The sequence below is a fragment of the Hylemonella sp. GW821-FHT10B10 genome (assembly GCF_059415585.1).
On record NZ_JBWKNN010000001.1, the window covers coordinates 923589 to 937598 of the forward strand.

The 14010-nt window shown below is 62.2% G+C and carries 12 protein-coding genes and 4 tRNA genes; all 16 read left to right on the forward strand.

Features of this window, described 5'->3' with window-relative positions; translation table 11 throughout:
• Nucleotides 1–45 precede the first annotated feature (45 nt).
• The 16 genes from tig to AC07NT_RS04620 all read left to right on the forward strand — a co-directional run bounded on the left by tig (nt 46) and on the right by AC07NT_RS04620 (nt 14004).
• Nucleotides 46–1356, forward strand: coding sequence for a trigger factor (gene tig, locus AC07NT_RS04545; RefSeq protein ID WP_498597615.1), 1311 nt, complete (start codon nt 46–48; stop codon nt 1354–1356).
• Between the two features lie 121 nt (nt 1357–1477).
• Nucleotides 1478–2110 (forward strand): ATP-dependent Clp endopeptidase proteolytic subunit ClpP, encoded by a 633-nt coding sequence (gene clpP / locus AC07NT_RS04550; protein ID WP_498597614.1) that lies wholly within the window; start codon nt 1478–1480, stop codon nt 2108–2110.
• 101 nt (nt 2111–2211) lie between these two features.
• Nucleotides 2212–3477 carry an ATP-dependent Clp protease ATP-binding subunit ClpX gene (gene clpX, locus AC07NT_RS04555; protein ID WP_498597613.1) on the forward strand — a complete coding sequence of 422 codons (1266 nt, stop codon included), beginning with the start codon at nt 2212–2214 and terminating at the stop codon, nt 3475–3477.
• A gap of 121 nt (nt 3478–3598) precedes the next feature.
• Nucleotides 3599–6034, forward strand: a complete 2436-nt coding sequence (lon, locus tag AC07NT_RS04560) for an endopeptidase La (protein ID WP_498597612.1) — start codon at nt 3599–3601, stop codon at nt 6032–6034.
• Nucleotides 6035–6111: 77 nt separating this feature from the next.
• Nucleotides 6112–6187: transfer RNA gene (locus tag AC07NT_RS04565), tRNA-Gly, on the forward strand.
• A gap of 82 nt (nt 6188–6269) precedes the next feature.
• Nucleotides 6270–6343, forward strand: a tRNA-Cys gene (locus tag AC07NT_RS04570).
• Between the two features lie 8 nt (nt 6344–6351).
• Nucleotides 6352–6427 (forward strand) — tRNA-Gly (locus tag AC07NT_RS04575).
• Between the two features lie 92 nt (nt 6428–6519).
• Nucleotides 6520–6611 (forward strand) — tRNA-Leu (locus AC07NT_RS04580).
• Nucleotides 6612–6764: 153 nt separating this feature from the next.
• Nucleotides 6765–7397: a DUF6806 family protein gene (locus AC07NT_RS04585; protein WP_498597611.1), complete on the forward strand. Its 633-nt coding sequence runs from the start codon at nt 6765–6767 to the stop codon at nt 7395–7397.
• An 89-nt stretch (nt 7398–7486) separates the two neighbouring features.
• Complete coding sequence (locus tag AC07NT_RS04590; RefSeq protein ID WP_498597610.1) at nt 7487–9235, forward strand: GspE/PulE family protein; 1749 nt, start codon at nt 7487–7489, stop codon at nt 9233–9235.
• 14 nt (nt 9236–9249) lie between these two features.
• Nucleotides 9250–10482, forward strand: coding sequence for a type II secretion system F family protein (locus AC07NT_RS04595; protein ID WP_498597609.1), 1233 nt, complete (start codon nt 9250–9252; stop codon nt 10480–10482).
• 158 nt (nt 10483–10640) lie between these two features.
• Nucleotides 10641–11012: a pilin gene (locus AC07NT_RS04600; RefSeq protein WP_498597608.1), complete on the forward strand. Its 372-nt coding sequence runs from the start codon at nt 10641–10643 to the stop codon at nt 11010–11012.
• Nucleotides 11013–11373: 361 nt separating this feature from the next.
• The gene (pilM, locus tag AC07NT_RS04605; RefSeq protein ID WP_498597607.1) at nt 11374–12384 is read left to right on the forward strand and encodes a pilus assembly protein PilM; all 1011 of its coding nucleotides are present in this window, start codon (nt 11374–11376) and stop codon (nt 12382–12384) included.
• Nucleotides 12385–12401: 17 nt separating this feature from the next.
• Nucleotides 12402–13061: a PilN domain-containing protein gene (locus AC07NT_RS04610; RefSeq protein WP_498597606.1), complete on the forward strand. Its 660-nt coding sequence runs from the start codon at nt 12402–12404 to the stop codon at nt 13059–13061.
• Nucleotides 13058–13675: a hypothetical protein gene (locus AC07NT_RS04615; RefSeq protein ID WP_498597605.1), complete on the forward strand. Its 618-nt coding sequence runs from the start codon at nt 13058–13060 to the stop codon at nt 13673–13675. Before AC07NT_RS04610 ends, AC07NT_RS04615 begins: the two co-directional genes overlap by 4 nt.
• Nucleotides 13672–14004, forward strand: coding sequence for a hypothetical protein (locus AC07NT_RS04620; RefSeq protein WP_498597604.1), 333 nt, complete (start codon nt 13672–13674; stop codon nt 14002–14004). Before AC07NT_RS04615 ends, AC07NT_RS04620 begins: the two co-directional genes overlap by 4 nt.
• Nucleotides 14005–14010: the final 6 nt, after the last annotated feature.

Consider the following 14010-nt stretch of genomic DNA (forward strand, 5'->3'; position numbering starts at 1 on the left):
GCTGCCAGCCGTCCCCGTTTTTGAATTTTTTGGAGTGTTTGCATCATGGCCGTTACCGTTGAAACCCTTGAGAAGCTCGAGCGCAAGATCACCCTGAGCCTGCCGCTGGCGGTCATCCAGTCCGAAGTCGATACGCGCCTCAAGAAGCTGGCACGCACCGTCAAGATGGACGGTTTCCGTCCCGGCAAGGTGCCGATGAACGTGGTGACCCAGCGCTACGGCTATTCCGTGCACTACGAAGTGCTGAACGACAAGGTCGGTGAGGCCTTCAGCCAGGCCGCCAATGAAGCCAAGCTGCGTGTGGCCGGCCAGCCCAAGATCACCGAGAAGGAAGGCGCGTCCGAGGGCGAGGTGGCCTTTGATGCTGTGTTCGAGGTCTATCCGGAAGTCAAGATCGGCGACCTGGCCGGTGCCGAGATCGAGAAACTGAACTCTGAAGTGAGCGAAGCCGCCATCCAGAAGACCCTGGACATCCTGCGCAAGCAGCGTCGCACCTTTGCCCAGCGCGCCATGGACGCCGCCGCCCAGGACGGCGACCGCGTGACGGTGGACTTCGAAGGCAAGATCGACGGCGAGCCCTTTGCCGGCGGCAAGGCCGATGACTTCCAGTTTCTGGTTGGCGAAGGCCAGATGCTCAAGGAGTTCGAGGATGCCGTGCGCGGCATGAAATCTGGCGAAAGCAAGACCTTCCCGCTGGCATTCCCGGCTGACTACCACGGCCAGGACGTGGCCGGCAAGACCGCCGACTTCATGGTCACCCTGAAAAAGATCGAGGCGGCCCACCTGCCCGAAGTCAATGACGCACTGGCCAAGTCCCTGGGTGTGGCCGAAGGCACCGTGGCTGCCCTGCATGCCGACATCAAGAAGAACCTGGAGCGTGAAGTGAAGTCGCGCTTGGCCGCACGTAACAAGCAGGCTGCCATGGATGCATTGGCGGCCAAGGCGGAACTGGATCTGCCCAAGTCCATCGTGCAGGCAGAAATCGACCGCATGGTCGAGGGTGCGCGCGAGGACCTCAAGCAGCGCGGCATCAAGGACGCTGACAAGGCTCCCATCCCCGGCGAAATGTTCCAGCCGCAGGCCGAGCGCCGTGTGCGCCTGGGCCTGGTGGTGGCCGAGCTGGTGCGCGTGAACAACCTGCACGCCACCCCGGACCAGATCAAGGCCCATGTGGATGAACTGGCCGCCAGCTATGAGCGCCCGGAAGACGTGAAGCGCTGGTACCTGGGCGACAACCGCCGCATGGCCGAGGTCGAAGCCGTGGTGATCGAGAACAACGTTACCGACTTCGTGCTGTCCAAGGCCAAGGTCAGCGAAAAGACCATTGCCTTCGACGAACTGATGGGCCAGGCCTGATCGCGATTTGATCCCATGCTGCTCGTGGGGCTTGTTCCGGGCTTGTAGTCCGGGGGACAGGCCCCACTTGCTTTTGGGCTGCAAATTTTCGGTACAGTAAGACTCATCAATTGGAGAGAACATGAACTTGCGAAATCCCGCCTACAACGGCGCCCTGGACACCCAGGCCCTCGGCATGATCCCCATGGTGATCGAGCAGTCCGGCCGTGGCGAACGTTCCTACGACATCTATTCCCGCCTGCTCAAGGAGCGCGTGGTGTTCCTGGTGGGCCCGGTCAATGACCAGACCGCCAACCTGGTGGTGGCCCAGCTGCTCTTCCTAGAGAGCGAGAACCCGGACAAGGACATCTCCTTCTATATCAACTCGCCCGGCGGTTCGGTCAGCGCCGGCATGGCGATTTATGACACGATGAACTTCATCAAGCCGGACGTGTCCACCCTGTGCGTGGGCATGGCTGCCAGCATGGGCGCTTTCCTGCTGGCTGCGGGTGCCAAGGGCAAGCGCTTCTCGCTGCCCAATTCCAAGGTCATGATCCATCAGCCGCTGGGCGGCACCCAGGGCCAGGCCACGGAAATCGAGATCCATGCCCGCGAGATCCTCAAGACCCGCGAACAGCTCAACAAGATCCTGGCCGAGCGCACTGGTCAGCCCCTGGACAAGATCGAGCGCGACACCGAGCGGGACTATTACCTCTCGGCCGACGAGGCCAAGGACTACGGCCTGGTCGATCAGGTGATCGCCAAGCGTCCCTGAGCCGCCTGTCGGGTTGTTGTTTTCTGGCGCCAGTCCCGTGACCGGGGCGGGCGCCGCTTGGTTATCATAGATTCGGTAAACACCGAAAAGGCGTTCCTCCCATGGCCGAGAAAAAAGGCTCTACCAGCGAAAAAACCCTGTACTGCTCTTTCTGTGGCAAGAGTCAGCACGAGGTCAAGAAGCTGATTGCCGGTCCTTCGGTCTTCGTCTGTGACGAATGCATCGAGCTGTGCAACGAAATCATCCGTGACGAATTGCCGGCCAGTACCGAGTCGACCGAAGGGCGCAGCAATCTGCCCGCTCCCTCCGAGATCAAGCTCAACCTGGACAACTATGTGATCGGCCAGGAAGCCGCCAAGCGCACGCTGGCGGTGGCTGTCTACAACCACTACAAGCGTCTTCAGCACAAGGAATCTGCCCGCAAGGACGAGGTTGAACTCGCCAAGAGCAACATCCTCCTGATCGGCCCCACGGGCTCAGGCAAGACCTTGCTGGCCCAGACCCTGGCGCGCCAGCTCAACGTGCCTTTCGTGATGGCCGACGCCACCACGCTGACCGAAGCCGGTTATGTGGGCGAGGATGTCGAGAACATCATCGCCAAGCTGCTGCAGAGTTGCAACTATGAAGTGGACCGTGCCCAGCGCGGCATCGTCTACATCGACGAAATCGACAAGATTTCCCGCAAGTCGGACAACCCCTCCATCACGCGCGACGTGTCAGGGGAGGGTGTGCAGCAGGCGTTGCTCAAGCTCATTGAAGGCACCATGGCCAGCGTGCCGCCCCAGGGCGGGCGCAAGCACCCGAACCAGGACTTCATCCAGATCGACACCACCAACATCCTTTTCATCTGCGGTGGCGCCTTTGCCGGCCTGGAGAAGGTGATCGAGAACCGTACCGAGTCCTCGGGTATCGGCTTTGGCGCCGCGGTCAAGAGCAAGCAGCAACGCAGCCTGACCGAGGTGTTCAAGGAAGTCGAACCCGAAGACCTGATCAAGTTCGGCCTGATCCCCGAGCTGGTCGGGCGCATGCCGGTGGTTGCCACCCTGGCCGAATTGAGCGAAGACGCGCTGGTGCAGATCCTGACCGAGCCGAAGAACGCCCTGGTCAAGCAGTACGCCAAGCTGTTTGCGATGGAGGGCGTGGACCTGGAAATCCGTCCGTCCGCGCTCAAGGCCATTGCCCGTAAGGCGCTCACGCGCAAGACCGGTGCACGCGGCCTGCGCTCCATCCTGGAGCAGGCCCTGATCGACACTATGTTCGAGCTGCCGGGCATGAGCAATGTCGAGCGCGTCGTCGTGGAAGAATCCACCATCGACGAAAGCAAGCCGCCCTTGCTGGTTTACCGCGAGGCCGCCAAAAAGGCCTGATACAAGCGGTTTTCCAGTCCTAACTTCATGGATATGACGACGCAGCCCGACTTATTATCAAAGCCGGGTTGAAAATATCCATTCGTAATCCATATTCAGCAGACCCTTCAAAGGTTCCACCATGTCCGGTCATACCCCTCTGCCGTCCACCCCCATCGAGCTGCCGCTGCTGCCGCTGCGCGATGTCGTGATCTTTCCGCACATGGTGATCCCGCTCTTCGTGGGCCGCCCCAAGAGCATCAAGGCACTTGAATCGGCCATGGAGGCCGAGCGCCGCATCATGCTGGTGGCGCAGAAAGCGGCCGCCAAGGACGAGCCGCAAGTCTCCGACATGTTCGAGGTCGGCTGCGTTTCCACCATCCTGCAGATGCTCAAGCTGCCTGACGGCACCGTGAAGGTGCTGGTCGAAGGCCAGCAACGGGCCCTGGTCGAGAAGATTGTCGAAGGCGAGACGCATTTCACGGCTACCGTGAAACCCGTGCAGGCACCGGCCGAAATCGGTGGCACCGAACGCGGTCAGACCAGTGAGATCGAGGCCCTGCGCCGGGCCGTAATGCAGCAGTTCGACCAGTACGTCAAGCTGAACAAGAAGATCCCGCCCGAGATCCTGACCTCGATCTCCAGCATCGACGATCCGGGCCGTCTGGCCGACACCATCGCTGCGCACTTGCCGCTCAAGCTGGAAAACAAGCAGACGGTGCTCAGTCTTTCCGACATCAAGGAACGTCTGGAGAACCTGTTCGAACAGATCGAGCGTGAGGTCGACATCCTCAACGTCGATAAGCGTATCCGTGGGCGCGTCAAGCGCCAGATGGAGAAGAACCAGCGCGACTTCTATCTGAACGAGCAGGTCAAGGCCATCCAGAAGGAACTGGGCGAGGGCGAGGACGGGGCCGACATCGAGGAGATCGAGAAGAAGATCAAGGCGGCCCGCATGCCGGCGGAGGCGCGCAAGAAGGCCGATAACGAACTCAAGAAGCTCAAGCTGATGTCGCCCATGTCGGCCGAGGCCACTGTGGTGCGTAACTACATCGACACGCTGGTCGGCCTGCCGTGGAGCAAGAAGACCAAGATCAAGCACGACTTGGCCAATGCCGAAGAGGTGCTCAACGAAGACCACTTTGGTCTGGAGAAGGTCAAGGACCGCATCCTTGAATATCTTGCTGTACAGCAACGCGTGGACAAGGTCAAGGCGCCCATCCTGTGCCTGGTCGGCCCGCCGGGCGTGGGCAAGACCTCGCTGGGACAGTCCGTGGCCAAGGCCACGGGCCGCAAGTATGTGCGCATGGCCCTGGGGGGCATGCGTGACGAGGCCGAGATCCGCGGCCATCGCCGTACCTATATCGGCGCCATGCCGGGCAAGGTGCTGCAAAGTCTGACCAAGGCCGGCACACGCAACCCGCTGTTCCTGCTGGATGAAATCGACAAGCTCGGCACCGACTTCCGTGGCGATCCCTCCAGCGCGCTGCTGGAGGTGCTGGACCCGGAGCAGAACAACAAGTTTGGCGACCATTACGTGGAGGTTGACTTCGACCTGAGCGACGTGATGTTCGTGGCGACGTCCAACTCCATGAACATCCCTCCGGCGCTGCTGGACCGCATGGAGGTCATCCGGCTGTCGGGTTACACCGAGGACGAGAAGGTCAACATCGCCCAGCGCTACCTGCTGCCCAAGCAGCTGAAGAACAACGGCGTCAAGGAGGAAGAGCTGCTGATCGCCGAAGACGCCTTGCGCGACATCGTGCGTTACTACACGCGCGAGGCCGGTGTGCGTTCGCTCGAGCGCGAGATTTCCAAGATCTGCCGCAAGGTGGTGAAGGGTCTGCAGCTCAAGAAGCTGCTGCCGCTGGTCAAGGTCTCGGCCGAGAACCTCAACGACTATCTGGGTGTGCGCAAGTACACCTATGGCCGTGCCGAGCAGCAGAATCAAGTCGGGCAGGTGGTCGGGCTTGCGTGGACCGAGGTCGGCGGTGATCTGCTGACCATCGAGGCGGCGCTGATGCCGGGCAAGGGTGTGATCACCCGCACCGGCTCATTGGGCGACGTGATGAAGGAATCGGTTGAGGCCGCGCGCACCGTGGTGCGCAGCCGCTCCCGCCAACTGGGCATCCCTGACGAGTACTTTGAGAAGCGCGACATGCACATTCACGTGCCTGACGGCGCCACGCCCAAGGACGGCCCCAGCGCGGGGGCGGCCATGACCACGGCCATGGTGTCGGCGCTGACGGGGATTCCGGTGCGCGGTGATGTTGCCATGACAGGTGAGATCACCTTGCGCGGCGAAGTCACGGCCATTGGCGGCCTGAAGGAAAAGCTGCTGGCGGCATTGCGCGGCGGTATCAAGACGGTGTTGATCCCTGAGGAAAACGTCAAGGATCTGCAGGAGATCCCCGACAACGTGAAGAGCGGCCTGGACATCGTGCCGGTCAAGTGGATCGACAAGGTGCTGGAGATCGCCCTGGAGCGCAAGCCGACACCCTTGCCGGAGGAGGAGCCTGCCGTTGCCGCACCGGTCACACCCGTTGCGGCGCCGGTGCAGGAGTCCATCAAGCACTAAGCCTGCGGGCGGCAGCAAGATTTTTTGCGGCATTTTGCAAAAGCAAAAAAATACCGCTATAATTTGAGGCTTGAAACGCGGGAATAGCTCAGTTGGTAGAGCGCAACCTTGCCAAGGTTGAGGTCGAGAGTTCGAGACTCTTTTCCCGCTCCAAATTCCGAAAAGGGAAGCAAAAAAGCTTCCCTTTTTTATTGAAGGAATGGCTGGCTTCCGGGCTGGTCGTTTTGATGCTTCTGGCGCGGTAGCAAAGCGGTTATGCACCGGATTGCAAATCCGTGTAGGTCGGTTCGACTCCGGCCCGCGCCTCCAGACTCCATGCGGGAGTAGCTCAGTTGGTAGAGCGCAACCTTGCCAAGGTTGAGGTCGAGAGTTCGAGACTCTTCTCCCGCTCCATTTCACATGTCCGGTGACCTGCCCCTCTGCGCAAGCCCTGCGGGTGGGATGGGTTGCTCACGTCTTTTGCAGGACAATGCGGGGGCGGCACGGCCTCGATGGTGAAATTGGTAGACACAGCGGACTTAAAATCCGCCGCTTCCAGAAATGGGGCGTGCCGGTTCGATTCCGGCTCGAGGCACCATAATTCCAGTTTTCAGTGCCGGTTTGACGATGGCGAGCCGGCACGCCACGGGGCGGTATTGACGAAGCGCGCTGCGCGCGCGGGTTCAATCCCGGCTTGTGCAGATGCAGACTTGGTTTGAGTACTGGCGCACGGCAGCACAGAGAGAACACGATGGCAAGCTACAACGCCCCTTTTGAGATCCATGTCCATGGTCAGGTGCTTCTGCGCACTGAAGTCGACTTTGATCAGCTGCAGGAAGCGCTCAAGCCCTTATGGCAGTATGCGGGCGCCCGTTCGCTGGCTGACGGCGCGCACAGCCATTACGAGGACGAGCCGGGCATACGCTTCGATGCCCAGGAGCACATGCTCCAGCTGTGCTGGAGCGTGATCGGTGACGAAGATTTTCGCCAGTCTCTGGACGAGATGTGCATGAGCCTCAACGAACTGTCACAGGCCGGCGCTGCCATCGAGATCACCTTTTACGACACCGAGTTTGACGAGGACGAGGCTGAGCCCGAGGCCCAGTCGCGCGACGATTTCATGGTGCTTTTCGTGGGGCCCAACCCGGCGGCCATCATGCAGGTGCAGCGTGATCTGCTGGTTCAGGATGTCATCAGCCTGATGGAGCGCCACTTCGATGCGGCCGAGCTGAGCGGTGTGGTGAGCGAGGTCGATCGCCTGTTCAGCCAGCGCTTTGATTCACTGGTCAGTTCCCTGGAGATCGGCAAGCCGCCCCGGGGTTCAGGTGGTGGTCATGGCGGCAGCGGTCACGGTGGTGGCCGCAAACCGCGACATTTGCACTGATTCGCCGTTTCTGTGCGCTACGGGGCCACCCGGACTGGGCGGCCCATGCTACTATTTTCATAGTTATGGTGCCCTTCAAGGACTGACTCATGAACATGGCTGCAGCAGCATCTGCCAAGCCGGCCGGCGCGCGCGCCACTGCCGGGCGTCCGGAGAAGTTGCGCCTGGGCGACGTGCTGGTCCAGCAGCGCCTGATTTCCCAGGAGCAGTTGCAGCAGACGCTGGAATTGCAGCAGCAGACCGGCCGCAAGGTCGGGCGCCTGCTGATCGAGAGCGGTGTCATCACCGAGGAATTGCTGGCTGACGCCTTGGCGCGTCAGCTGCGCGTGCCTTTCATCAACCTCAAGACCTATCCTTTCCGCGGTGACGTGGTCAAGCTCCTGCCGGAGTCGGCAGCGCGACGTTTTCGTGTCCTGGTCCTCGAGGACAAGGGCGACAGCCTGCTGGTGGCCATGGCCGACCCGCTGGACCTGTTTGCCTACGACGAAATCACCCGCCTGCTCAAGCGCAATGTCGCAATTGCGGCCGTGCCCGAAAGTCAGCTGGCCTTGGCCTGCGATCGCCTTTACCGCCGCACCGAGGAGATCAGTGGCCTGGCGCGCGCGCTTGAGAGGGATCTGGGCGATGCGGTCGATTTCGGTGAACTGACGGCCTCGGCCGGTGCCGAAGGCGCGCCGGTGGTGCGTCTGCTCCAGTCGCTGTTCGAGGATGCCACCCAAGTGGGTGCCTCGGACATCCACATCGAGCCGATGGAATCCGGCTTGCAGATTCGCGTGCGCGTCGACGGTGTGCTGCAGACCCAGACCCAGGCTGAGAAACGCATTGGTGCCGCTCTGGCTCAGCGCATCAAACTCATGGCGGGTCTGGACATCTCGGAGAAACGGCTGCCGCAGGACGGACGCTTCAGCGTGCGTCTGAAGGAGCAGACCATCGACGTGCGTCTGTCCACCATGCCCAGCACCTATGGCGAGTCGGTGGTCATGCGGCTGCTGAGCTTGGATGGCGGCGTGCGCCAGCTGGGCAACATCGGCATGCCGCCAGCCATGCTGCAGCGTTTCCGCCAGTTGCTGGGACGCACCTCGGGTCTGATCCTGGTGACCGGCCCCACCGGCTCTGGCAAGAGCACGACCCTCTATGCCGGACTGGCCGAACTGAATTCCAGCGAGCTCAAGGTCATCACCGTCGAGGACCCGGTCGAATACCGCCTGCCGGGTATCACCCAGGTGCAGGTCAACGACAAGATCGAACTCACGTTCTCCAAAGTCCTGCGTTCGACCCTGCGCCAGGACCCGGACGTGATCCTGGTCGGTGAGATGCGTGACGCCGAGACGGCCGAAATCGGCCTGCGGGCCGCCATCACCGGGCACCTGGTGCTCTCCACTCTGCACACGCGGGATGCGGCCAGTTCCCCCTTCCGCCTGCTGGACATGGGGGTGCCGCCCTATATGGTGGCGACCTCGCTGCAGGCGGTAGTAGCTCAGCGCCTGGTGCGTCTGAATTGCGACATCTGCAGCGAGCCGCATGAGCCGGATGCGCATGAGGCGGTATGGCTGGCCGGCCTCCTTAAGCCGGGTGAGCAGATCCATGCCAAGCGCGGCCGCGGCTGCTCCGCCTGCAACGGCACCGGTTATGCCGGTCGCCAGGGTGTTTACGAGATGCTGGAAATGGATGCTGAACTCACGCAGTCGGCCAGCCGTTCCGACCCCGCCGCCTTTCTGCAGGCGGCCCGCGCCCGTCTGGCGGGGCAAACCTTGACCCATCATGCCCTGGAGCTGGTACGGCAGGGCCGCACCTCCCTGGCTGAGGCCATGCGGGTCGGCTACGACCTCGAAGACTAGGTCCAGACCCAACCATGGCTGTCTATTTGTGGCGAGGGCGCAACACCCATGGCGAGTTGATCCAGGGGGAGTTGGAGGCGATGACCGAGGATGCCGTGGCCGATCAGTTGCTTGGCCTGGGGCTGGTGCCGGTACAGATCCAGGTCGCGCCAGAAGCGCGTACCTCTGAAAACTGGTGGGAACAGCTGAAGCGCCGTGCCATTGCCATTGAGGATGTGCTGATCTTCTCGCGCCAGATGTACACGCTGAACAAGGCCGGCGTGCCCATCCTCCGCGCTTTTGCCGGTTTGGAGGCTTCTGCGGAGAAGCCCGCCATGATCAATGTGCTCAAGGACGTGCGTAGCAGCCTGGACCAGGGGCGCGACATGGCTACTTCGCTCTCGCGTCACCCCAAGGTCTTTGGCCCCTTTTACGTCGCCATGGTGCGGGTCGGTGAGATGACCGGGCGATTGACGGAAGTCTTTCTGAGTCTGGCCGAACACTTGGAGTTCGAGCGTGACGTGCGAGCACGCATCAAGCAGGCCCTGCGCTACCCGACCTTTGTGATCATTGCCATGCTGTTCGCGATGGTCATCATCAACCTCTTCGTGCTGCCGGTATTCGCCAAGGTCTTTGCCGGTTTCAATACCCAGCTGCCTTTGATCACGCGTGGCCTGCTGGGTTTCTCCAGCTGGATGATTGCCTGGTGGCCGGTGCTGCTGGCGCTGGTCGCGGCAGCCGTGGTCCTGGTGCGTACCTACCTGCAAAACCCGAAAGGGCGGTACAACTGGGATCGGCGCAAGCTGAACCTGCCCATTGTCGGCCCTATCATCCTCAAGGCCACGTTGGCGCGTTTTGCGCGCAGCTTTGCACTGTCCAGTCGCAGCGGCGTGCCCCTGGTGCAGGCGTTGACCGTGGTGGCGCAGACAGTGGACAACGCCTACATCGCTTCACGCATCGAGCAGATGCGTGCCGGCATCGAGCGCGGCGAGAGCATTTCCCGTTGTGCCGCGGCCACCGGCGTTTTTACGCCCGTCGTGCTGCAGATGATGACTGTGGGCGAGGAAACCGGTGAGCTGGATTCGCTCCTGTTCGAGATTGCCGAGATGTACGAACGCGACACCGATTACGCGATCAAGGGCCTCTCCACGGCCATCGAGCCCGTGTTGCTGGTCTTCATCGGCGTGCTGGTGCTGCTGCTCGCACTCGGGGTTTTCCTGCCCCTGTGGAACTTGGGCCAGGCGGCCATGGGGCGCGGGGGCGGCTAATCAGGCCTGTGTAAACGCTCCGTCGGGTGTGACGTTTTCCACACGAATCGAGGCCGCTGCGGGTACGAAGTCGCAGCTTCGGGCCTATACTACGAAAGTGATAGCGGCCTCTGTTGGTGCCGTACCCCTAGCAAGTTAATTTCTGATTGGAGCCTGTCATGAAGCAGCAACGCGGTTTTACCCTGATCGAACTAGTGATGGTGATCGTGATCCTCGGCATTCTGGCTGCCGTGGCGATTCCGAAGTTCATTGATCTGAGCACCGATGCCGATGCCGCTGCGGTCCAGGGTGTTGCTGGTGGGGTTTCGTCTGCCAGTGCCGTGAACTATGCCGCGCGTAGTGCGAGTTCGACCAAAGGTACGGCAACTGCGACGCTGAGCTGTCAGACGGCAGCCGACGCCATCCTTCAAGGCGGGGTTCCCACGGGGTATACCTTGGCGGGTACGGTGGGTGCGGCAGGTGTATCGACGAGCTGCACAGTCACATCGCCCAAGGGCGCGACGGCTACCGCTACGATCATCGGCATTTAATCGCTGGCCATGAGTGGCAGCGCCTACTGTCGCTGACGCAGGTACAAAAAAGCAGAGAGCCCTCCGGGGCTCTCTGCTTTTTGCTTTGTCGCGTGTTTCCTTGGCGGTGCGTCCAATCTGGCGTTGCGTTCTCGTCACTGCGAAGATGTGGAGCACGGCTGCGCGATGCGGTGCTCGGGTTTTGATGGACAATTCGCCAAATAATACGCAAACGTGTTCCCGTGTCGTCCTGCCTTTGTGATCAGCTATGAAAAGCGGAGCACAATATGAGCAGTGCAAGTATCAAAGAGATGGTCTGCCAGATGATGCCGGTGAATCAAGATTTACTGTTCGGGATGACGTGCATGCGGGAGCTGCTTCGGTGGCGCTGACCCTGTCGCGTTTCGGCCGGCGTGCCCGGCAGACCGAACAGCTGGTATTGGCCTGGGATGGCCAGGCTCTGGCCTATGTTCAGGCGCGCCAGGACGGTGTGGATCGCTTTCGGGTGCAGCGTTTCGGGGTGTTGCGCTCCAGGGGCGACAAGCCGGGTGATGAGCTCGCGCGTCAGCTCACGACGCTGGGCTTGCGCGGCAAGACAGCGCGGGCCATGCTGCGGCCGGCGCAGTACCAGATGCTGCAGATCGATGCGCCGGCGGTTCCGCCCGAGGAGCTGCGCAAGGCCGCACGTTGGCAGATCCGGGAGATGGTCAACATGCATGTGGACGATCTCACGCTGGACGTGCTCAAGGTTGGCGATGACAAGGTCCGGGCTTCCGGCAGCATCTTCGTGGTGGCAGCCGCCAACGCCCTGATCCGCGAGCTCATGCAGACGGCCCAGGCGGCGCGTTGCAACGTCGAGGTCATCGACATCCAGGATCTGGCGCAGCGGAATCTGCAGTCAGCCCTGGCTAGGCGCTCTGGGTCGGCCGAGCGGGCCCATGCCGCGATCGTGATGGTGGATGACAGCCAGGCGCTGCTAACCATCTGTGCCAACGAAGAGCTGTTTTACACCCGCCGCATAGACCTGGGTGCAGGCTTCATGCAAGCCACCTGGGGACAAGCGCCTGGGGCCGGTAGCGGCGACGCCGATCTGGAGCTTGCCCAGGTCGGGCACGACGTTGACTTGGCCCAGCGTCTGGTGGTGGAGATCCAGCGCTCGCTGGATCTGTGGGACCGGACCTGGCCTATGCTGATGCTGGACCGTATCAGCGTGCAGGCCGGTACACGCTCTGCCGAACTGGCAGCGCTCCTGGCCCGGGAGCTGGGACAGGCCGTGACTACGCTGGATGTGTCGGCCATGTTCCCGGGTTTCGAGGGGGGCAGCGAGGCGGACCGTCTGCTGTGCTGGCCCCTGCTGGGTGTGTTGCTGCGCATTGAGGGGCGCAAGCTCTGAGCCGCGGGAAGAAGACCATGCCCCAGCAAATCAATCTCTGCAACCCTATCTTCCTGACGCAGAAGCGCTATTTCTCTGCGTCCACCATGGCCCGTTCACTGGGCGTATTCGTACTGCTGGGCGGCCTGCTGTCGGGCTACTGGTCGTGGACCCTGCAGTCCCTGAGTTCGGGCTACCAGCAGTCGGTGAGCAGCAACCAGCGTGAAATTGCACGTTTGCAGGCGGCCATCCAGATCAACCGCGCCAATGCGGCTCCGGCCGATGCGGCTCAGTTGAAGGAGTTGCAGGCCCAGCAGACCGAACTGCAACAGCGTGAGCTGCTTCTTCTGGAACTCAAACGCGGTCTGCTACGCGAAGGCTATGGGCATGCGGCCCGGCTTCAACTGATAGCCCGCAGCATTCCGCCGCAAGCCTGGGTAACCGACGTTCGTGCCGACGACCTGCGCCTGGAGCTCAGTGGCTACACGATGGAGCCAGCCGCGCTCAATGGCTGGGTGGCCAGGCTGGCCGAAAGTCCGTTGCTCGAAGGGCAGCAGCTGTCTGTGGTCAAGATCGAACGTGTCATCACCGAGGGGCGGGCTGCTGGCAGCGCCACGGTACCGGCCATGGCCGGGCCGCTCTGGTCCTACACCCTGGTGACGGCCCTGGCCCAGAGCGGCACGGGAGGCAAGCCATGAAAGCCTGGTGGGTCAAACTGGCCGCGCGCATTGACGCGCTGAGCTTGCGGGAGCGGGTGTTTCTCTTCCTCACCTTGATCATCCTGTCCATGCTATTGGCCAATGTGTTGTGGCTGGCTCCGGCCCAGGCACTGCATCAGCAGATCACGCAGCGTTTTGCCGCGCAGGACACCGAACTGCAACGCCTGCGCGAGGAGCTCAGAACCAGCGGCGCCGAGAACGGGCCGGGTCAGCAGGTGCGCGAAGAACTGGTGCGGGTACGTGAACGCCTGGCGGCCGTGAACCAGGAGATTGCACAGATGCCGCTGGCGAAAGCGGACGGGACGCCCCTGACGAAAGTGCTGGTGCATTTCCTGCGGCGGCACGAGGGGCTGGTGCTCGTGCGCACGGCAACGTTGGCCCCCGACAACCGCCAGGGCCAGGGGGCCACGGCGGGCATGACACGTCAGGGCCTGGAGCTGACCGTGGCCGGCTCCTACCATGAGCTGACCCGTTATGTACAGACCCTGGAGCGCGCATTGCCAGCCCTGCGCTGGGGCGTCATGCGGATGAACAGCGAGCGTCAATCGGCCGAACTGACCTTGCAGGTCTGGCTGGTGGGGGCCACACCATGAAGGGCTTGCTCATCTGCCTGGTGCTGCTGGCTTCCGCTTCTCTGGAGGCTCAGACGCTGCGTGACCCTACCGTACCGCCGGGCAGCGGTGGGGGGGGCGTGGCCGTGCCGTCCCGCTCTACTCCGGGCGGCTGGTCCGTGATCGTGGTCGATGGCCGGCCGCATGTTGCCGTGGGCACCCGTCTGTATGCCGAAGGCCAGACGCTGGGGCGCGCCCGCATTGAACGCATCACCGAAACTGAAGTCTGGCTGCGCGAGGGGCGCGAACTGCGCAAGGTTCCGCTGTATGCCGGCGTGCTGCGCCGCAGCGTGCCACCTGCACAGCCTTGAATTCCA